Source organism: Variovorax sp. J31P207 (assembly GCF_030316965.1).
Taxonomy (GTDB): Bacteria; Pseudomonadota; Gammaproteobacteria; order Burkholderiales; family Burkholderiaceae_C; genus Variovorax; species Variovorax ginsengisoli_B.
Genome location: NZ_JASZYN010000003.1, coordinates 541,224 through 560,205, shown reverse-complemented (window position 1 = coordinate 560,205; position 18,982 = coordinate 541,224). Strand labels below are relative to the sequence as shown.

Sequence of the window (18,982 nt, the reverse complement as noted above, 5' to 3'; positions counted from 1 at the left end):
ACCTTCATGACGCGGCCGGCTCGGGGACCGCGACGGCTTCGACCTCGACCAGGCAGTCGTAGAAGGTGGGCCCGCGCCCGATGTCGGTCAGCCGCTGGCTGGTGAGCTGGTTGACATTGGTGCCGTCGAGCCCGAGCTTGCGCCACCAGATGCCAAGGCCATGCACCACGCCGGGCCGGGCGCGGCGCGAGATCTCGGCGCGGCAGCGGTGCTCGCCGCGCTGGTTGAAGATGCGCACCGTGGCGCCGTCGGCGATGCCGCGCGCGGCCGCGTCGGCGGCGTGGATCTCGAGCAGCGGCTCGCCCTCGATCGCGCGCAGGCTGCGCACGTTGACGAAGCTCGAGTTGAGGAAGTTGCGCGCCGGCGGCGAGATCATCGCCAGCGGGAACTCGGTCGAGCTGCCGAAGGCCTCGTGGTTGGGCAGGTGGTCGGGCAGCCCGTCCTGGCCCATTGCCGCCAGCGCTTCGCTGAAGAACTCGCAGCGCCCGGAAGCGGTCGGGAAATTGCCTTCGGCAAAGGGCGCGTCCGGCAGCTTCAGCGTCGCGAAGCCGCGCGCCTGCAACGCCCCGAAGTCGACCACCTCGGGCGCGAAGGCGCTGCGGCAGACGGCCTCGTCGTCGTCGGAGAAACACGGCTCGTCGAAGCCCATCCGCCGCGCCAGTTCGCGGAACACCCAGGTATTGCTGCGGGCCTGGCCGCGCGGCGCGACGGCCGGCTGGTTCAGCAGCACGTCGGTGTGGCCGTAGCTGGTGTGGATGTCCCAATGCTCGAGCTGCGTGGTGGCGGGCAGCAGGTAGTCGGCGTAGTCGGCGGTGTCGGTCTGGAACTGCTCCAGCACCACCGTGAAGAGATCTTCGCGCGCGAAGCCGGCCACCACCTTGCCCGAGTCGGGCGCGACCGCGACCGGGTTGCTGTTGTAGACGATCAGCGCCTCGACCGGGTTCGCCGTGTCGGTCAGCGCGTCGCCGATGGTGCTCATGTTGATGGTCCGCGGCCGGCGCCCCGCCAGCAGGTCGGGCCGCTGCAGGGCCGCCCGGTTCACGGGGTACTGGCCGGAGCTGCTCAGCAGCAGCCCGCCAGCCCGCTCGCGCCAGGCGCCGACCAGCGCCGGGAGGCAGGCCACGGCGCGCGCCGCATTGCCGCCGCCGCGCACCCGCTGCATGCCGTAGTTGAGCCGGATCGCGGCCGGCCGGGTGGTGCCGTAGGCGCGCGCCAGCGCCACGATCTGTGCCTCCGGCACGCCGCAGACCGCGGCGGCGCGGGCCGGCGGCCACTGGAGCGCACGCGCGCGCAGCTTGTCCCAGCCGATGGTGTGGCGCTGGATGTAGTCATGATCGAGCCAGTCGTTCACGATCAGCTCGTGCATGAGCGCCAGCGCCAGCGCCGCGTCGGTGCCCGGCAGCAGCGCCACGTGCTCGTCGCACTTGTCGGCGGTCTCGGTCTTGCGCGGATCGATGCACACCAGCCGTGCGCCGGCCCGTTTCGCGGCCTGCGCATGGCGCCAGAAATGCAGGTTGCTGGCGATCGAGTTGCTGCCCCAGATCAGGATCAGGCGGGCTTCGGCGAAGAACTCGACCCGCATGCCCACCTTGCCACCCAAAGTAAAACTTAAGGCTTCACCACCAGCGGTCGAGCAGATCGTGCGGTCCAGCAGCGACGCCCCGAGCTTGTGGAAAAAACGACGATCCATCGACTCGCCCTGCACAAGACCCATCGTTCCGGCGTAACTGTAGGGGACAATCCCCTCGGGATTGTTACCTTTCAACACATTCAGGCGGGAAGCGATGTCGTCGAGCGCCGCGTCCCAGCTCACCGGCTCGAAGTGGCCGCTGCCCTTGGGGCCGGCGCGCTTCATCGGCTGGACCAGGCGCTCGGGATGGTCGTTGCGCTCGATGTAGCGCGAGACCTTGGTGCAGAGCACGCCGGCGGTGTGCCGATGGTCGGGATTGCCTTGCAGCTTGACGGCGACGCCGTCCTGCACGGTGGTCACGAGGGCGCAGGTGTCGGGGCAGTCGTGCGGGCAGGCGCCGAGCACCTGGGTCACTGAATTCGAGAGGGTGGGGGAAGTCATTGTTCGACCGGAGCGAAGACCAACCCGCAAGTCTAGTTTGAACGATGCGAACACGCGCAAAGGGGTATTCACGATGATCAGCCGCAGACACTTTTCGATCGCCACCGGCGCCGCGGCGCTGGCCGGCTTCCAGCTGGCGCGGGCGCAAAGCGAGACGCCGATCATCCTCGGCCAGTCCGCCCCCTTCACCGGGCCGGCCGCGCAGCTGGGCATCCAGTTCTACGAAGGCGCCAAGCTGTACCTCGACCAGTACAACGCGCAGCCGGGCCATCGCGACGTGCAGATCAAGTTCCTGGACGACGGCTACGAGCCCGACCGCTGCGCGGCCAACACCAAGAAGCTGATCGACGAAGAGGCCTTCGCGCTGTTCGGCTACATCGGCACGCCGACCAGCCTGGCGGCGCTGCCGCTGGCGGTCAACGCGAAGGTGCCGTTCATCGCCCCCTTCACCGGCGCGATGGCGTTGCGCGAGCCTTTCCACAAGAACGTCTTCCACCTGCGCGCCTCGTACAACGACGAGACCGCGCTGATCGTCAAGCAGCTCACCCACCTGGGCCTCAAGAAGATCGCGGTCTTCTACCAGAACGACGCCTATGGCAAGGCCGGGCTCGACGGCGTGACCCTGGCGCTGGCCCAGCTCGACCTGAAGCCGACCGCGCTCGCCACCGTCGAGCGCAACTCGGTGGATGTCGCCGCCGCGGTGAAGACCATCGCCGCCGCGAAGCCCGACGCCGTGGTCCAGGTCAGCGCCTACAAGTCATGCGCGGCCTTCATTCGCGAGGCCCGCAAGGCGGGCTACGGCGGCACCTTCTTCAACGTGTCCTTCGTCGGCACGCAGGCGCTGTCGGACGAGCTCGGCAAGGACGGCGCCGGGGTGGTCGTGACGCAGGTCGTGCCCTCGCCCTACAACGCGGCGAACGCCATCACGCGCGAGTTCAACGACGCCCAGCGCAAGAGCGGCGGCGCCACCAAGGCCAACTTCTCGAGCCTGGAAGGCTACATCGCTGCCAAGGTGCTGGTCGAGGGGCTGCGCCGGGCGCCCGGCAAGGTGACGCGCGAGGGCCTGATCGCCGGGCTCGAGAGCATCGACCGGCAGCAGTTCGGCGGCTTCGAGGTCTCGTTCTCGCCGCGCAACCACGTGGCGTCGAGGTTCGTCGAACTGTCCATGATCACCGGCGACGGGCGAATCAGGACTTAGCTCGCGAGCCCATCCACCGCCTGGAACATCGCCTGCCTGGCCTGGCTGATGATCTGGCCGCGCCAGCCGTCGGTGTCGGTGTAGAAGGCTTCGAGCATCTGGGCCCGGATCGAGGCGGCCAGTTCGGGCGGCGCTTCGGGGTGCTTGTGCAGCCAGTGGTCGGCCCTGAGCGCGCCCACCACCTGCATCACCGGCACCGTGCCGTATTCGAGGGCGATGCCGGTGTACTCGGCCTCGGGGCATTCTTCGTAGATCGAGCTCCACATCAGGCCGGTCAGGAAGGCCGAGGTCGAGGAGCCGTCGTAGATCGATGTCACCGGCGCCGCCGGCGTGCCCCACCACGCGTTGGCGCGCGCATAGGCGGCCTTGTCGTCGCGGCAGGAAAAGATCCGTTCGCCGAGGCCGTTCGGGCCCAGCCCCGTGTGGAGGTCGATCCAGGCCAGCCGGCGCGCCGCCTGCACCTGCGTGCGCAGAACCTTGCGCAGCGTGTCGTTGCTCCAGGTCGGCGCCTTGCCACCGAAGAACAGGCCGTCGTCGAACTGGTACTGGCCGCGCGTCACGGCCGCCTGGTAGGCGGTGGGACCGCTCTTTTCGATCCAGGCGCCGAGGGCGGCCTCGTTGGCCGCGGTCGGCGGCCATTGCCCGGGCAGCAGCAGCGCGTGGATTTCCGCATAGTCCTTGTTGACCGGCAGCGGCTTGGCGAAATCGAAGAAGTTGCGGTTCAGGTCGCAGTTCTCGTTGGTCACGCGGCGGCCGTGCGAGAAGCCGTGCGGGTTGAGCGCATGCACGTACAGCACGGCCACGCCCTGCGCCCTGGCCTTCTCGCGCCACTCGGCGTCATGCAGGGCGAACACCTGCACGCCGCTGCCGCAGTGGCCCTCGACGCCATGGCAGGCGCTGGTGACGATCAGCATGCGCTCGGCCTGCGGATCGCCGTCGAGCGCGACGTCCATCGCGAGCTCTTCGCCGTCGCGTCCCTTCAGCGGGTGGACATGCGAGCGCACCGCGAGGCCGGCGCTGTCGCAGCCCTGCAGGAACTTCTGGCGGGCCTGCGCATAGCGCGCGGAGAAGGCTTCTGCGATGCCGATCATGCCGCGCCCCCTTCCGCCAGCTTCGGGCCGTTGAGGAACTGTTCGGCCAGTTGCACCCAGCAGGTGGCGCCGAGCGGGATCAGGTCGTCGTTGAAGTCGTAGCTCGCGTTGTGCAGCAGGCACGGTCCGCCGCCGTGGTGCATGGCGCGATGGCTGCCGTCGCCGTTGCCGATGAAGGCATAGGCGCCCGGCTTGGCCAGCAGCATGAAGGCGAAGTCTTCGGCGGTCATGGCGGGCTCCTGCACCAGCACGTTGTCGGCGCCGACGATGCCGGCCATCACGCGGCGCGCGAAGTTGGCCTCGGCGGCCGAGTTGATGGTCGGCGGGTAGTTGCGGTGGAAGCGGAAGTCGCACTCGGCCTCGTGGGCCGCGCAGACATGTTCGGCCACGGTCTTCATGCGCGACTCGATCAGGTCCAGCACTTCGAGCGAGAAGGTGCGCACCGTGCCCTTGATCTCGCAGCTGTCGGGGATCACGTTGCTGGCCTCGCCGCCGTGGATCATCGTGACCGAGATCACGCCGGGATCGGTCGGCTTCTTGTTGCGCGTGATGATGGTCTGGAAGGCCTGCACCATCTCGCAGGCCACCGGCACCGGATCGATGCCGGTGTGCGGCAGCGCAGCATGGCCGCCCTTGCCCGTGATCCTGACCGTGAACTCGTTGCTCGAGGCCATGGCCGGCCCGGGGCTGACCGCGAACTGGCCGGCCTTCATGCCAGGCCAGTTGTGCATGCCGAACACCGCCTCCATCGGAAACTGCTCGAACAGCCCCTCCTTGATCATCTCGCGGGCGCCGCCGCCGCCCTCCTCGGCCGGCTGGAAGATCAGGTAGACCGTGCCGTCGAAGTTGCGGTGATTCGCCAGGTGCTGCGCCGCCGCCAGCAGCATCGCGGTGTGGCCGTCGTGGCCGCAGGCGTGCATCTTGCCGTGGTGCTGGCTGGCGTGCTCGAAGGTGTTGAGTTCGGTCACCGGCAGCGCGTCCATGTCGGCGCGCAGGCCGACGGCGCGCTCGCTGGTGCCGTTCTTGACGATGCCGACCACCCCGGTGGTGCCGAGCCCGCGGTGGATCGGAATCCCCCACTCGGTCAGCTTGGCCGCCACCACGTCGGCGGTGCGCACTTCTTCGAAGCAGAGTTCGGGATGGGCATGCAGGTCGCGTCGGACCGCGGCGATGCCGGCCGCCTGGGTGACGAGGGAATCGATGAGTTTCATGGGCAAGAGTCTAGGCTTTGCGGGGAGCGCCCGCAAAGATCGTGCCCCTTCGCCTCAGCGCCCCATGTCCTTCACCCAGGCGCCGCGCGCCGCCAGCGCGGTGTCGGTGAAATCGGTGAAGACGCCGTCCACGCCGAGCCGGTAGAAGACGAGGTATTCGTTCGCCGGATCGCCCTTGTAGTCGCTGGCCAGCCGCCGCGACTCGTTGCGGAAGGTGAACGGGTGCACGAACAGCCCGGCCTTGTGGGCGTCGGCGACCAGCGTGGTCGGCGCGGTCGACACCGCGTCGGCGTCGTTGATCTTGCCGTCGCGGTTGACGTCGACGGGCTTGCCGTCGGCGCCGATCGTGCCCTTGGTGCTGACGATGTAGCGCTTCCACGGCCCGATGCCGTCGGCATAGGTCTTGATCTCGGCCAGGCCGGCCGGCGTCACCATGACGTCGAAGTTGCGGCGGTCGCCGCTCTTGGTCCATTCGTAGGGGCGATCGACCGGCACCGCGTAGGTCATGGCACCGGTCTTCAAGTCGATGCCGTCGCCGTCGATCAACTGCACCGTCTTCGTCTTCAGGCCCTTGCCCTTCATGTACTTGAGGCTGCCGGGCTCGAAGGACTGCACGAAGACCGGGGCGCCACGGCTGTTCCAGCCGGCGGCCTCGAGCATCGCGATCAGCTTGTCCTCCAGCGGCAGCCCGAGGTCGCGGAAGTAGGTCGGATTCTTGGTCTCGGGGTAGATGCCGATGGTGCGGCCGGTCTCGCGCGACTTGGCCTTGGCGAGGTCGATCACCTGCTGGAAGGTCGGCACCTTGTACTGGCCGTTGAACTGCTGCGGCCGCTCGGCATCGGTCGAGATGGCGCCCAGCCGCTGGATCTCGGCCAAGGTGAAATCGTTGCTGAACCAGCCGGTCTGGGTCTCGCCGTCGACCTGGATCGTCTTCTTGCGGGCCGCGAATTCGGGCCGGCTGGCGACGTCGGTGCTGATCGCCAGGTTGGGATCGTGGCGGGTGATCAGCACCCCGTCGCGGGTCGACACCAGGTCCATCTCGATGTAGTCGGCGCCCAGGTCGATGGCGCGGGCGTAGGCCTCCAGCGTCTCCTCCGGCAGGTAGCCCGAGGCGCCCCGGTGCGCGACGACCAGGGGCGGCTGGCCGTCCAGCGTAGGCAGGCGGGCGGTGGCACCGCCCCCCGGCGCGCCGCAGCCTGCGAGGCAGAGTGCCGCAGCCAGGGAGGCGACGGCGAACGGGGTCTTGCTTGGCATCATGTCGGGTCTCCGGGAAGGATTTAACGCTCCAGCCTACCGCACGGCCATGACACTTCGGCGGCCGCGGCACCATGGCGCCAACTTCCCGGACAATGGCCCGCATGTCACACGTGCTCTCCCCCCGCAGCCTCGAACTCGCGCAGACGCTGGTGCGCATGAACACCGTCAGCGCCAACAGCAACCTCGAGCTGATCGACTTCGCGCGCGACCACCTGGCCGGCCTCGGCGTGCGCAGCCGGCTCACCTACAACGCCGACAAGACCAAGGCCAACCTGTTCGCCACGCTAGGCGCCGGCAAGAAGGCCGGCGTGATCGTCTCCGGCCACACCGACACCGTGCCCTGGGACGGGCAGGACTGGAGCGTCGACCCGCTGTCGGCGATCGTGCAGGACTGGCCGACGGACGACGCCGATGCCGAATCGGCACGGGTCGAGCCGCGCCTCTACGGCCGCGGCGCCGCCGACATGAAGAGCTTCATCGCGATCGCCCTGGCCAATGCCGAGCGCTTCATCGAGAGCGACTCGCCGTTCGCGGTCCACTTCGCCTTCAGCTACGACGAGGAAGTCGGCTGCTTCGGCGTCCGGGAGCTGATCGCCGACATGAAGGACCAGGGCATCAAGCCGCTGGCCTGCATCATCGGCGAGCCCACGCTGATGATCCCGGCGATCGCGCACAAGGGCGTCTACCGCTACAAGTGCTGCGTGCGCGGCAAGGAGGCGCATTCGTCGCTGACGCCGCAGTCGGTCAATGCGATCGAGATGGCGGCGCGGGTGGTCGGAAAGCTGCGCGACATGGCCGAGGGCTTCGAGCGCGACGAGCGGCGCTACGAGGGTTTCGACGTCCCCTTCAGCACCGCCAGCGTGGGCCAGTTCCACGGCGGCATCGCCGACAACGTGGTGCCGCGCGACGCCGAGTTCCGCTACGAGTTCCGCAACCTGCCGACCGCCGACGCGGCGCGGATGCAGAAGGAGGTCGCGGACTACGCCAGCCGGACCGAGGTGGCGATGAAGAAGGTCGCGCCCGATGCCGGCTTCAGCTTCGAGACCATCTGCGAGATCCCGAGCTTCCTGAGCTCCGCCGACGAGCCTGTGACCCGGCTCGCGCAGCGCCTCGCGAAGGAGTCGCGCACCACGCTGGTGGCCTTCGGCACCGAGGCCGGCCTGTTCAAGAACGCCGGCATCCCGACCGTGGTCTGCGGCCCCGGCAGCATCACCCAGGCGCACCAGCCCGACGAGTACGTCACGCTGGAGCAGCTGGCGCGCTGCGAGCAGTTCCTGCAGGGGCTGGCCGCGGCCAAGGAGATCCGCTGACCCGGCCCACGGCATGAAACGCATCGCGCTGGCCCTGCTGGGCGCTGCCGCGCTGCTCTATGCGCTGGCGACGGCGCTGGAGGCCCGCCATCCGGCCTGGGGCTACGTGGCGGCCTTCGCCGAGGCGGCGATGGTCGGTGCCATCGCCGACTGGTTCGCGGTGGTGGCGCTGTTCCGCCATCCGCTCGGCCTGCCGATCCCGCACACCGCGATCATCCCGGCCAACAAGGACCGCATCGGGGCCCGGCTCGCCGGCTTCATCTGCAACAACTTCCTGAGCACGCCGCAGGTGCTGGCCAAGCTGGCGCAGCTCGATCCGGCCGCCCGCCTGGCGGACTGGCTCTCGCGGCCCGAGAGCGCCGACAAGCTCGGCGGCCACCTGGTGGCGGCGGTGCGCTACGGCCTGACGGCCTTCGACGACACCAGGGTGCGCGACTTCCTCGGCCGGATGGCCGCGGCCGGCCTGGCGCAGGTCGACCTGGCCCGGCTGGCCGGCCAGGCGCTCGATGCGCTGACCGCGGGCGGACGCCATCACGCGCTGCTCGACGACGTCCTGCGCCAGGTCACGGCCGTGGTCGAGGGCGAGGAGATGCAGGAGCGCATCACCGAGGCGATCGCGCGCGAGATCAAGACCTTGCGCTATGTCGGGCTGGACCAGATGGCGGCCCGGCTGGCGACGCGCAAGATCGTGGCCGCGGCGGTCCATACCCTGGGCGAGATGGCGGCCGAGCCGGCGCATCCGCTGCGGCTGCGCTTCGATGCCTACATGACCGGCTTCGTCGAACGGCTCAAGACCGACCCCGACTTCCAGCGCCGCGGCGAGGCGCTCCGGGCCGATCTGCAGGCCCATCCTGCACTCGGCGACTACCTGCACGGGCTGTGGAGCGAACTGCTCGCCTGGCTGCATGACGACCTCGCGAAGAGCGACTCGAGCATCCGGCAGCGGCTGGTCGCGATGATCGGCGCCCTCGGTGCCCGGCTCTCGGCCGACGAGGCGATGCGGCACTGGATCAACGAGCAGATCGTGGACGCCGCGCCGCGGGCGATCGAGCGCTACCGCGAGGACATCCGGCGCTACATCGTGGAGCGCGTGGCCGAGTGGAACGCCGACGAGATGACCGTTGAGCTCGAGCGCAACATCGGCCGCGACCTGCAGTTCATCCGGGTCAACGGCACGCTGGTCGGTGGCCTCGTCGGGCTCTTGATCCACACCGCCACGCAGCTATGGAAGGGCTGAGCGGTTCAGGCCGGCGCCGGGCCGCCCCAAGGCGGCCTGCGGCCCCCTCGGGGGGCAGCGACCACACGAAGTGAGGGAGCGTGGGGGCCACAGTCACCCCGCCAGCATCCGCTCCTGCGCGATGACCAACAGCCCGTCCATGATCAGACTGTCGACCAGCTCGAAATCGCCGTTCATGCTCGGCGCCATCTTCCAGCCCGCGCCGCCGGTCATGTAGCAGGCCGGCTCGGCGCCGCAATGGGCCCGCACGTGCTGCACCATGCGCTCCACCGCGCCGGCGATCGCGTAGGTGCCGCCGCTGGTCAGGGCGTCGCTGGTGTTGGTCGGGAACTCGCGCACCTCGCCGGTCGGCACATGCAGCCCGGCAGTGCCAGACTCGAGCGCGCGCAGCATGATGCCGTGGCCGGGCAGGATCAGGCCGCCGAGAAACTTGCCGTGCACGTCCACCGCCTCGACCGTCACCGCGGTGCCGATCATCACGACCACCATCGGCCGCGGCGCGCCCTGCGTCATCATCCGGTGGCGCGCGCCGATCATGGCCACCCAGCGGTCGGCACCCAGCCGGGTCGGGTGATCGTAGCCATTGACGATGCCGGCCTCGGCCTGGCTCGACACGACCCAGCGCGGCGAGCACTCGAAGCGCTCCACCAGCTGCTCCTCGGCCCGGCGCCGCACCGCATCGCCGGCGACCACGCAGCCGAGCATCGAATCGGGCGGCGGCAGGTCGGCCCACGGGCCCTCGGCCAGCCGCTCGATGTGGTCGAGGAACTCGGCCCCATGCGCGATCGGCACGGCGCCGGGCCGCGCCGCATCGTAGAGGGACCACTTGAGGCGGGTGTTGCCGATGTCGATCGCGAGGAATGCCATGCGCGGCATTATTGCGAGTTGTGCTTACGGCCGCTTGCACATTGCGACCGCGGCCTACGCGAAAGCGCCATCTTCCGCCGTTAAAGTGGCCCGTCCGATCCACCTAGCAAGAAGGAGAAAACCATGGGTTTGCTGAGTTTCATCAAGGAGGCTGGGGAAAAGCTGTTCGGCGGTTCGTCCGCGCACGCAGCCGAGCCGGACAAGGATGCGGCCGCCGCCACGGCCATCAAGACCTATATCGAGACCCAGAACCTGGGCCTGACCGACCTGGCGGTCACCTATGTCGCCACCAGCGGGGTCGTGACGCTGGCGGGCAATGCGCCCTCGCAGGAAGCCAGCGAGAAGGCCTCGCTCGCCGCCGGCAACGTGGCCAACGTCACGCAGGTCGACAACAACCTCGTCGCGCCCGCTGCCGACCCGGCGCAGTACCACGACGTGGTTCGCGGCGACACGCTGTCGGCGATTTCCAAGAAGTACTACGGCGACGCCAACAAGTACAACGCGATCTTCGAGGCCAACAAGCCGATGCTGAGCCACCCGGACAAGATCTATCCGGGCCAGAAGCTGCGGATCCCGAAGCTCTGAGTTCGCAAGGGCCGCGCCGGCCCGACCGGTGCGGCCTCAGCTTTGTTTCCAGGGCAGGCCGCGAAAACGCCAGCCACCCTGGCGGCCGCGGTGGCCTTCCTCGTCGGGATTGCCTTCGAAGCCTTCGAGGATGTTGTAGGACTCGATGCCGAGTTCGGTGGCGCGCCTGGCGGCCGCCACCGAGCGCACACCGCTGCGGCACAGCATCACCGCCTTGAGGCCCGCCGGCACGGCCGCCCTCACGCCTTCGTCGAAGCCGGGATTGAGCGCCATGCCCGGCCACTGCTTCCACGCCAGTCCCACCCCGCCCGGCACGTAGCCGACCCATTCGCGCTCAGCGTCGCTGCGCACGTCGACCAGCACGGCTTCGCCGCGGGCGACCCATTGCGCGGCCAGTTCGGGGGTCACGTCGCCTGCATAGCCGGCGGCCGGGCGGATGTCGTCGCGGCCGGCGGCGACGGTGGGGGAAGAGCGGTCGGAATCAGTCATACCCGGATTCTTCACCAAATCGAGAACATGGTTTTACCATCCCAACACCATCCATCTGGATGGTGGTAGGATGGCGCCATGCAAGTTCAGACCCCTCTTCCGGCCACCCGGCCCAAATTGCCCGAGGCCGAGAAGATCACCATCAACCTCGGCTACGTCGACCTCGGCCAGGTCGACCTGCTGGTGGCCGAGGGCTTCTATTCGAACCGCACCGATTTCATCCGCACCGCGATCCGCAACCAGCTGAGCGCCCACGGCGAGGCGCTGAAGCAGGTGGTCGCCCGCAAGATGCTGGTGCTCGGGCTGCAGCAGTTCAGCGCCGCCGACCTCGAGGCCGTGCGCCGCGCCGGCGAGAAGCTCGAGATCCGCGTGCTCGGACTGGCCACGATCTCGGCCGACGTCACGCCCGAGCTGGCGCTCGAGACCATCGGGTCCGTCACGGTGCTCGGCGCCCTGCATGCGAGCCCAGCGGTCAAGGCCGCACTGGCCGATCGTCTGCGTTGATGCCTTTCCTGCTTTCTTCTCTCCAAGGCTCCCCCATGAATCCCCTGCTCGAACGACTGATGCGCAAGGCCACCCGACTGACCCAGGTCGGCCAGCTGCAGGAGGCGACCCGGGCGATCCAGCGCGCCCTGGGCGGCGTCGCCGATGCAGGCACCCGCGCCACCGACCGGACCACCGCCACCCCGGCGGCGAACGACGAAGCCCGGGTCATCGATGTCGAGGCGCGCTTCGTCGAGCCCGCAACCGCGCCCGCGCCCGAAACACCGCCAGCGCCGCCGCCAACGGCGCGGGAAGCCGGCGTCGAGCAGTGGAGCGACGGCCTGTTCGCCCACCAGCACCGGCCCATCGCCTACAAGCTCTTCGTGCCCGGAACCCAGGCCGTGGGCCCTCGCCCGCTGGTCGTGATGCTGCACGGCTGCACCCAGAACCCCGACGACTTCGCCGCCGGCACCCGGATGAACCAGCTGGCGCGCGAGAACGGCTTCCTGGTGCTGTACCCGGCGCAGACCCAGCATGCCAACGCCTCGAAATGCTGGAACTGGTTCAAGTCGCAGCACCAGCAGCGCGGGCGCGGCGAGCCGGCCCTGCTGGCGGCGCTGACCCAGTCGGTGATCGACGCCCACGACGTGGACCCCGAGCGCATCTACGTCGCCGGCCTGTCGGCCGGCGGTGCGATGGCCGACATCCTGGGACGCAGCTACCCGGACCTCTTCGCGGCGGTCGGCGTGCACTCGGGGCTGCCCAGCGGTGCGGCCAGCGACCTGATGTCGGCCATGGCCGCGATGAAGAGCGGCCCCTCCGCGGCCGCCTCGCACATGACGGGCGGCCCGGGCGTGCCCACCATCGTCTTCCACGGCGATGCCGACGGCACCGTCCACGCCCGCAACGGCGAGGCGGTGGCCCAGGCCGCACTGGCGGCCCAGGACGGCGCCGCCACCCAGGTGCAGGCGTCGGACGGCCGATCGGCGCAGGGCCGCGCCTACACCCGCCGCGTGCATGTGGACGCGCACGGCCGGGCGGCGGTCGAGCAGTGGCTGCTGCATGGCGCCGGCCACGCCTGGTCGGGGGGCAGCGCGCGCGGCTCGTACACCGACCCTTCCGGTCCGGATGCGAGCGCAGAGATGCTGCGCTTCTTCCTGAGCCACCGGAATGTGACGGCCGCCGCCACGCCCTGAGAAGGCGCGCTCGCCCTGCAGCGGCGCGCAGGCTCGTCTTACACGCGGTTGCCTTCAAGGGCCAAATATTTCGTTGCTTTGCAAAGCGGATGCCGTCGCGGATCCGCTGTCGCGCGTTGAGTGCAGAGCGACGAAAGAACCCTTCGATGATGCACCGTACCCCCCTCCTTTGCGGCCGCGCGGCCAGCTGGCTGCTCGGCCTGGCGCTGCTGCTGGCCGGCCTGCCGGCCCTCGCCCAGCAAGACCCGCCCGGCCGGGTCGGCCGCCTGAACGACCAGCAGGGCACGGTGAGCTTCTCGCCGGCCGGCGACAGCGACTGGTTCGAGCTGGGCCCCAATCGCCCGGTCACGACCGGCGACCGCCTCTGGACCGACCGCAATGCGCGCGCCGAGCTCTCCCTGGGCGCCACGGCGCTGCGCCTCGACGAGCAGACCGCCATCACGCTCTCCGAGCTTGACGACGACACCGCCCGCATCACCGCCGCCCAGGGCCGGTTGCAGCTGCGGGTGCGCGAGGACCTGGCGGGCCAGCGCATCGAGGTCGACACCGCGAACCTCGCCATGGTGATCGACAGCCCCGGCGACTACCGCATCGAGACCGACCCCGCGGCCGGCACCACCCGGGTCGCCGTGGCCGCCGGCCAGGTGACGCTGTTCGGCGAAGGGGGCGAGTCGGTCGCCCTCGGCGCGCAGCAGCAGCTCACCACCTCGGGGCGCAACCTCGAGGCCGTGAGCGGCGCACCGGTGCGCGCCGGCACCGGCTTCGATCGCTGGGTGGCCGAGCGGGACCGCATCGAGGACCAATCGGTCTCGGCGCGCTACGTCTCGCGCGACGTGGTCGGCTACCAGCAGCTCGACGGCTATGGCGACTGGCAGAACGACCCGACCTACGGCAGCGTCTGGTACCCGCGCAACGTCGATGCCGACTGGGCGCCCTACCGCGACGGCCAATGGGTCGAGGTGGCGCCCTGGGGCTGGACCTGGATCGATGCCGCGCCCTGGGGCTTCGCGCCCGCCCACTACGGACGCTGGGCGCGCATCGGTCCGCGCTGGGGCTGGGTGCCCGGCCAGCGGCAGGCGCGCCCGGTCTATGCGCCGGCGCTGGTCGGCTTCGTCGGCGGCGCCGCCGGCGCCAACCTCGCGATCGGCAACGGCCGGCACGGCGTCGGCTGGTTCCCGCTGGCGCCCGGCGAGCACTGGCGACCGGGCTACCGCGCCAGCCAGCGCTATGTCGACGAGGCCAACCGGGCCGCCTTCCAGCGGCAGCTGGCGGCGCGCAATGGCGGCTTTGCCAACCAGCAGCTGCCTGGCGCCGTCACGGTGGTCCCCACCGACGCCTTCGGTCGCGGTCCGATCGGCCGGCGCGACATGGTCCGGCTGCCGCCCGCACAGCTGACGGGCGTGCCGGTCGGCATGGGCGCGCCGGTGCCGGCGGGCGACCGGGGTCATGGCGGTTTCGGCCGCCCCGGCACGCCACCGCCGCAGGCCGCGCTGCAACTGCGCCAGTTCCAGCAATTGCAGCAGGCACAGCAGATGCAACAGACGCCGCAGATCCAGCAGGCTCCGCAGCTTCAGCAACAGCAACAACAGCAACTGCAGCAGCGCGCGGCGCAGGCGCAGCAGATGCAGCAGGCCCAGCAGTTGCAACAGCAGCAGGCGCAACAGGCGCAACGGCAACAGGTCGAAGCCCAGCAGCGTGCAGTCCAGGCGCAGGCACAGGCCCAGCAGCAACAGCAGGCGCAGCGGCTGCAACAGGCACAGCAGCTGCAACAGCAGCAGGCCCAGCAGATGCAGCAGGCACAGCAGGCACAGCAGGCGCAACGGCAACAGATCGAAGCCCAGCAGCGTGCAGTCCAGGCGCAGGCCCAGGCCCAGCAGCAACAGCAACAGCAGCAGGCGCTGCAGATGCAGCAGGCACAGCAGGCACAACAGGCGCAAAGGCAGCAGATCGAGGCCCAGCAGCGCGCCGTCCAGGCGCAGGCACAGGCTCAACAGCAAGCCATGCACCTGCAGCAGGAGGCCCAGCAGCGCGCGGCCCAGGCGCAGGCCCAACAGCTGCAGGCGATGCAGCAGATGCAGGCCCAGCGCGCGCAGCAGCAGTTGCAGGCGCAACAGCAGGTGCTGCAAGCCCAGCAGGCGCAGCAGGCGAACGCGATGCGCCAGGCGCAGGAAGTGCAGCAGCGCGCCCAGCAGATGCAGCAGCAGCCCCGGGCACCGGGCGAATCGCGCGGCCCGCAGCGCAGCGGCGTGCCGGGCCAGCAACAGCCGCAGCCGGACCGCCCGTAGCCCGTGCAGCAGGAACGCCCCGCGCCGGCTACAGTCGGCGCGAAGGAGTTCCCATGCGCACTTTCGACTTCGACCTGTTCGTCATCGGCGGCGGCAGCGGCGGCGTGCGCGCCGCCCGCATGGCCGCTCAGCGCGGCGCCCGCGTGGCGCTGGCCGAATGCGCGGAACTGGGCGGCACCTGCGTCAACGTCGGCTGCATTCCCAAGAAGCTCTACAGCTACGCCGCCGGCTACGCCGAGGCCTTCGAGGAGGCCGCCGGCTTCGGCTGGGACCTGGGCGAACCGCGCTTCGACTGGAACCGCCTGAAAAGCAACCGGGCGCGCGAGATCCAGCGCCTCAACGAGGTCTACCGCAGCCTGCTCGAAGGCGCCGGCGCGACCCTGGTCCAGGGCTGGGCGCAACTGGCGGATGCCCATACGGTCCAGGTCGGCGAGCGCCGCTTCACGGCCCAGCACGTGCTGATCGCGACCGGCGGCATGCCCTTCGTGCCCGACCTGCCCGGCCGCGAGCACGTGATCGTCTCCGATGCGATGTTCGACCTCGACCCCTTCCCGAAGCGGCTGCTGGTGGTGGGCGGCGGCTACATCGCCTGCGAGTTCGCGTCGATCTTCAACGGCCTCGGCGCCGAGGTGGTCCAGCTGCAGCGCAGTGCGCACCTGCTGAGCGATTTCGACGAGGACATTCGCGAATTCCTGGCCAAGGAAATGCGCCGCGCCGGCGTCGACATCCGCTTCAACACCGAGATTGCCTCGATCCGCCGCCTGGACAGCGGCCTCTGCGCGATCTTGTCGCGCGGCCAGCGGGTCGAGGCCGACGCCATCCTGTTCGCCACCGGCCGGGTTCCGAACACCCAGGGCATGGGCCTCGAGGCGGCCGGCATCGTGCTCGACGCCCAGGGCCGCGTCGAGGTCGACGCGCACTACCGCAGCTCGGTGCCGTCGGTCTACGCCGTGGGCGACGTCTCGACCCGGCAGCAGCTCACGCCGGTGGCACTGGCCGAGGCGATGGTCGTGGTCGACGCGCTGTTCGGCACCGGCAAGCGCCGCCTCAACTACGACTACACGCCGACCGCCGTCTTCACCCATCCGAACATCGGCACCTGCGGCTACACGGAGGCCGCCGCGCGCGCGAAGTTCGGCGCGGTCACGCTGTATTCGAGCGAATTCCGCGCGCTGCGCCACACGCTCTCGGGCAGCGCCGAGCGCACCTTCATGAAGCTGATCGTCGACAAGGCCAGCGACCGCGTGGTCGGCCTGCACATGGTCGGCCCCGACGCCGGCGAGATCGTGCAGGGCTTCGCGGTCGCCATGCGCGCGGGCGCCACCAAGGCGATGTTCGACAGCACCATCGGCGTCCATCCGACGGTGGCCGAGGAGTTCGTGACGATGCGCGAACCGATGCCGGGCTGAGCCACAATGGCTTCATGCCCTACATGCCCGCCTTCATCGCGCCCGCCCGCTTCACCGATCCCGATGCCGCCCTGGCGCAAGTCCGCCTGATCTACAACGGCGGCCTGCAGCACCTGCGCGACGCGATGCTGCGCTTCGTGGCCGGCGAGAGCCTGCCGGGCCGGGTGCGGGCCTGCTACCCGTTCGTGCGGGTCCACACCCACACCGTCTCGCGCCGCACACCGGCGGCCAATGCCGGGCTGAGCTACGGCTTCGTCTCCGGGCCCGGCCGCTTCGAGACCACGCTGACCCGGCCCGACCTGTTCTCGCGCTACTACCGCGACCAGTTCCGCCTGCTGCTCGAGAACCACCAGGTCGAACTCGAGATCGGCACCAGCACGCAGCCGATCCCGATCCATTTCTCCTTCGCCGAGAACGACCACATCGAGGGCACCATGAGCGCCGAGCGGCGGGCGCTGATGCGCGACGTGTTCGACCTCCCCGACCTCGGCGCGATGGACGACGGCATCGCCAACGGAACCTACGAGGCCAAGGCCGGCGAGGCGCAGCCGCTGTCGCTCTTCACGGCAGCGCGGGTCGACTACTCGCTGCACCGGCTGCGCCACTACAGCGGCACGGCGCCCGAGTGGTTCCAGAATTTCGTGCTGTTCACCAACTACCAGTTCTACATCGACGAATTCGTGCGCCTCGGCCACGAGGCGATGACCGACGAGAACAGCGAATACATCGCCTTCATCGAGCCGGGCAACGTCATCACGCGGCGCCGCGGGCTGGCGGCGGGTTCGAGCTCGATGTACGGCGAGCTGCTCGACGGCTCGCAGGGCACGCCGCCGCCGCGCCTGCCGCAGATGCCCGGCTACCACCTGGTGCGCGAGGACTGCACCGGCATCAGCATGGTGAACATCGGCGTCGGTCCGGCCAACGCCAAGACCATCACCGACCACGTGGCGGTGCTGCGGCCGCACGCCTGGGTCATGCTCGGCCACTGCGCCGGCCTGCGCCAGGGGCAGCAGCTTGGCGACTACGTGCTCGCCCATGCCTATGTGCGCGAGGACCACGTGCTCGACGAGGAACTGCCGCTGTGGGTGCCGATCCCGGCGCTGTCCGAGATCCAGCTGGCGCTCGAGAAGGCGGTGGCCGAGGTCACCGGCACCCAGGGCACCGAGCTCAAGAAGATCATGCGCACCGGCACCGTGGCCAGCACCGACAACCGCAACTGGGAGCTGCTGCCGGGCAACCAGCCGCAGCGGCGCTTCAGCCAGAGCCGGGCGGTCGCGCTCGACATGGAAAGCGCCACCATCGCGGCCAACGGCTTCCGCTTCCGGGTGCCCTACGGCACGCTGCTGTGCGTCAGCGACAAGCCGCTGCACGGCGAGATCAAGCTGCCGGGCATGGCCAACCAGTTCTACCGCGAACGGGTCGAGCAGCACCTGCGCATCGGCATGGCGGCGATCGACATCCTGCGCCAGGAAGGGTCGAGCCGGCTTCACAGCCGCAAGCTGCGCAGCTTCGCGGAAGTGGCTTTCCAGTAGGCCGACGGGGCCGGACGCTCAGGCCAGCCCGAACAGCTCCGGCATCTCGCGCGCGGCCTTGGGCGTCAGGGCCAGCGCCCGGCCGTCGAGGTCCTGCCGCACCCAGCCGCGGCGCAGCGACAGTTGCAGGCAGGCCGCTCCCAGCGCACCGCCCAGGTGGGGCCGGCGTTCGCTCCAGTCGAGGCAGGCACAGGCGAAGCGGCGCCGGGCGGCGCGCGCCTGCGCCACGTCCAGGCCCAGGCTCTCCAGCGCCATCGCGCCCGCCGGCGTGAGCACGTAGTCGCCGCCCTCGGACGTCGCCCGCAGCCAGTCCTGGGCATGCAGGCTGTCGTGCAGCGCCACCCCTGCGCTGCCGGCCATGTGGTCGTAGCAGGTGCGCGCGGCGCGCAGCCGGCTGGGCGTGGTCGGGCGAAACTCGCCGCGCGGCGCGCCGGCGACCACCAGCAGGCCCTCGAGTGCGGCGGCCACCTCGGGACCCGCGAGCCGGAAATAGCGGTGCTTGCCCTGCGCCACCGCATGGACCAGCCGCTGTTCCTTGAGCCGCGCCAGGTGCGCGCTGGCCGTGGACGCCGCGACCTCGGCGACGGTGGCGAGTTCGGTCGCGGTGCGGGCATGGCCGTCCATGAGGCAGCACAGCATGCGCGAGCGCGCGGGCTCGGCGATCGCGCCCGCCAGGCGCGAGAGATGGGAATCGGCGGTGGAGGCGGCATCCATATTTCGATCGTAGACGAAGCGTGTCGGCATGAAAAGTCCAGACTGCG

The 18,982-nt window shown here is 70.0% G+C and carries 16 protein-coding genes; 9 read left to right on the top strand and 7 right to left on the bottom strand.

Features of this window, described 5'->3' with window-relative positions; translation table 11 throughout:
- Positions 1-4: 4 nt before the first annotated feature.
- Positions 5-2,071 (bottom strand): molybdopterin-containing oxidoreductase family protein, encoded by a 2,067-nt coding sequence (locus QTI68_RS13960; protein WP_286522103.1) that lies wholly within the window; start codon positions 2,069-2,071, stop codon positions 5-7.
- A 73-nt stretch (positions 2,072-2,144) separates the two neighbouring features.
- Here QTI68_RS13960 and QTI68_RS13955 point away from each other — a divergent pair, with 73 nt between their 5' ends.
- The gene (locus QTI68_RS13955) at positions 2,145-3,269 is read left to right on the top strand and encodes an ABC transporter substrate-binding protein (RefSeq protein ID WP_286522102.1); all 1,125 of its coding nucleotides are present in this window, start codon (positions 2,145-2,147) and stop codon (positions 3,267-3,269) included.
- On the opposite strand, the gene QTI68_RS13950 is transcribed toward QTI68_RS13955, so the two are convergent.
- Genes QTI68_RS13950 through QTI68_RS13940 form a run of 3 tightly spaced genes read right to left on the bottom strand, consistent with a single transcriptional unit; the run spans position 3,266 to position 6,828 of the window.
- Entirely contained in the window at positions 3,266-4,360 is a 1,095-nt protein-coding gene (locus QTI68_RS13950) for a M14 family metallopeptidase (protein ID WP_286522100.1), read from the bottom strand. The two genes, QTI68_RS13955 and QTI68_RS13950, sit on opposite strands and share 4 nt — an antisense overlap.
- Positions 4,357-5,571 (bottom strand): M20 aminoacylase family protein, encoded by a 1,215-nt coding sequence (locus QTI68_RS13945; protein WP_286522099.1) that lies wholly within the window; start codon positions 5,569-5,571, stop codon positions 4,357-4,359. The genes QTI68_RS13950 and QTI68_RS13945 overlap by 4 nt, the downstream gene beginning before the upstream one ends.
- Before the next feature lie 54 nt (positions 5,572-5,625).
- Complete coding sequence (locus QTI68_RS13940) at positions 5,626-6,828, bottom strand: glycerophosphodiester phosphodiesterase (protein ID WP_286522098.1); 1,203 nt, start codon at positions 6,826-6,828, stop codon at positions 5,626-5,628.
- A 101-nt stretch (positions 6,829-6,929) separates the two neighbouring features.
- On the opposite strand from QTI68_RS13940, the gene argE reads away from it, so the two are divergent.
- Together argE and QTI68_RS13930 are read left to right on the top strand one after the other, a co-directional pair.
- A complete protein-coding gene (gene argE / locus QTI68_RS13935; RefSeq protein WP_286522097.1) occupies positions 6,930-8,138 on the top strand; it encodes an acetylornithine deacetylase in 1,209 nt (402 codons plus the stop codon).
- Between the two features lie 13 nt (positions 8,139-8,151).
- On the top strand, positions 8,152-9,375 hold the full coding sequence (locus tag QTI68_RS13930; RefSeq protein ID WP_286522096.1) for a DUF445 domain-containing protein: 1,224 nt from the start codon (positions 8,152-8,154) through the stop codon (positions 9,373-9,375).
- A 93-nt stretch (positions 9,376-9,468) separates the two neighbouring features.
- Here the strand turns inward: QTI68_RS13930 and QTI68_RS13925 are convergent, their stop codons facing one another.
- Positions 9,469-10,242, bottom strand: a complete 774-nt coding sequence (locus QTI68_RS13925; RefSeq protein ID WP_286522095.1) for a type III pantothenate kinase — start codon at positions 10,240-10,242, stop codon at positions 9,469-9,471.
- A 123-nt stretch (positions 10,243-10,365) separates the two neighbouring features.
- On the opposite strand from QTI68_RS13925, the gene lysM reads away from it, so the two are divergent.
- Complete coding sequence (lysM, locus tag QTI68_RS13920) at positions 10,366-10,827, top strand: peptidoglycan-binding protein LysM (protein ID WP_286522094.1); 462 nt, start codon at positions 10,366-10,368, stop codon at positions 10,825-10,827.
- A gap of 36 nt (positions 10,828-10,863) precedes the next feature.
- On the opposite strand, the gene QTI68_RS13915 is transcribed toward lysM, so the two are convergent.
- Entirely contained in the window at positions 10,864-11,316 is a 453-nt protein-coding gene (locus QTI68_RS13915; protein ID WP_286522093.1) for a rhodanese-like domain-containing protein, read from the bottom strand.
- Between the two features lie 78 nt (positions 11,317-11,394).
- On the opposite strand from QTI68_RS13915, the gene QTI68_RS13910 reads away from it, so the two are divergent.
- From QTI68_RS13910 to QTI68_RS13890, 5 genes are all read left to right on the top strand, one after another.
- The gene (locus QTI68_RS13910; RefSeq protein WP_286522092.1) at positions 11,395-11,820 is read left to right on the top strand and encodes a ribbon-helix-helix domain-containing protein; all 426 of its coding nucleotides are present in this window, start codon (positions 11,395-11,397) and stop codon (positions 11,818-11,820) included.
- A gap of 35 nt (positions 11,821-11,855) precedes the next feature.
- Complete coding sequence (locus QTI68_RS13905) at positions 11,856-12,995, top strand: extracellular catalytic domain type 1 short-chain-length polyhydroxyalkanoate depolymerase (protein ID WP_286522091.1); 1,140 nt, start codon at positions 11,856-11,858, stop codon at positions 12,993-12,995.
- 146 nt (positions 12,996-13,141) lie between these two features.
- Positions 13,142-15,280, top strand: coding sequence for a DUF6600 domain-containing protein (locus QTI68_RS13900; RefSeq protein WP_286522090.1), 2,139 nt, complete (start codon positions 13,142-13,144; stop codon positions 15,278-15,280).
- 53 nt (positions 15,281-15,333) lie between these two features.
- On the top strand, positions 15,334-16,689 hold the full coding sequence (gorA, locus tag QTI68_RS13895; RefSeq protein WP_286522089.1) for a glutathione-disulfide reductase: 1,356 nt from the start codon (positions 15,334-15,336) through the stop codon (positions 16,687-16,689).
- A 14-nt stretch (positions 16,690-16,703) separates the two neighbouring features.
- Positions 16,704-18,221 (top strand): AMP nucleosidase, encoded by a 1,518-nt coding sequence (locus QTI68_RS13890; RefSeq protein ID WP_286522088.1) that lies wholly within the window; start codon positions 16,704-16,706, stop codon positions 18,219-18,221.
- 18 nt (positions 18,222-18,239) lie between these two features.
- Here the strand turns inward: QTI68_RS13890 and QTI68_RS13885 are convergent, their stop codons facing one another.
- Positions 18,240-18,965 carry an ArsR/SmtB family transcription factor gene (locus QTI68_RS13885; protein WP_503011673.1) on the bottom strand — a complete coding sequence of 242 codons (726 nt, stop codon included), beginning with the start codon at positions 18,963-18,965 and terminating at the stop codon, positions 18,240-18,242.
- Between the last annotated feature and the right edge of the window lie 17 nt (positions 18,966-18,982).

Bases quoted from the DNA above. Each gene is read 5' to 3' on its own strand.
- QTI68_RS13900 (WP_286522090.1), top strand. From the start codon at position 13,142: ATGATGCACCGTACCCCCCTCCTTTGCGGCCGCGCGGCCAGCTGGCTG.
- QTI68_RS13945 (WP_286522099.1), bottom strand. From the start codon at position 5,571: ATGAAACTCATCGATTCCCTCGTCACCCAGGCGGCCGGCATCGCCGCG.
- QTI68_RS13885 (WP_503011673.1), bottom strand. From the start codon at position 18,965: ATGCCGACACGCTTCGTCTACGATCGAAATATGGATGCCGCCTCCACC.
- QTI68_RS13950 (WP_286522100.1), bottom strand. From the start codon at position 4,360: ATGATCGGCATCGCAGAAGCCTTCTCCGCGCGCTATGCGCAGGCCCGC.
- QTI68_RS13940 (WP_286522098.1), bottom strand. From the start codon at position 6,828: ATGATGCCAAGCAAGACCCCGTTCGCCGTCGCCTCCCTGGCTGCGGCA.
- argE (WP_286522097.1), top strand. From the start codon at position 6,930: ATGTCACACGTGCTCTCCCCCCGCAGCCTCGAACTCGCGCAGACGCTG.
- QTI68_RS13955 (WP_286522102.1), top strand. From the start codon at position 2,145: ATGATCAGCCGCAGACACTTTTCGATCGCCACCGGCGCCGCGGCGCTG.
- QTI68_RS13930 (WP_286522096.1), top strand. From the start codon at position 8,152: ATGAAACGCATCGCGCTGGCCCTGCTGGGCGCTGCCGCGCTGCTCTAT.
- QTI68_RS13910 (WP_286522092.1), top strand. From the start codon at position 11,395: ATGCAAGTTCAGACCCCTCTTCCGGCCACCCGGCCCAAATTGCCCGAG.
- QTI68_RS13890 (WP_286522088.1), top strand. From the start codon at position 16,704: ATGCCCTACATGCCCGCCTTCATCGCGCCCGCCCGCTTCACCGATCCC.
- QTI68_RS13905 (WP_286522091.1), top strand. From the start codon at position 11,856: ATGAATCCCCTGCTCGAACGACTGATGCGCAAGGCCACCCGACTGACC.
- gorA (WP_286522089.1), top strand. From the start codon at position 15,334: ATGCGCACTTTCGACTTCGACCTGTTCGTCATCGGCGGCGGCAGCGGC.
- QTI68_RS13960 (WP_286522103.1), bottom strand. From the start codon at position 2,071: ATGACTTCCCCCACCCTCTCGAATTCAGTGACCCAGGTGCTCGGCGCC.
- lysM (WP_286522094.1), top strand. From the start codon at position 10,366: ATGGGTTTGCTGAGTTTCATCAAGGAGGCTGGGGAAAAGCTGTTCGGC.
- QTI68_RS13925 (WP_286522095.1), bottom strand. From the start codon at position 10,242: ATGGCATTCCTCGCGATCGACATCGGCAACACCCGCCTCAAGTGGTCC.
- QTI68_RS13915 (WP_286522093.1), bottom strand. From the start codon at position 11,316: ATGACTGATTCCGACCGCTCTTCCCCCACCGTCGCCGCCGGCCGCGAC.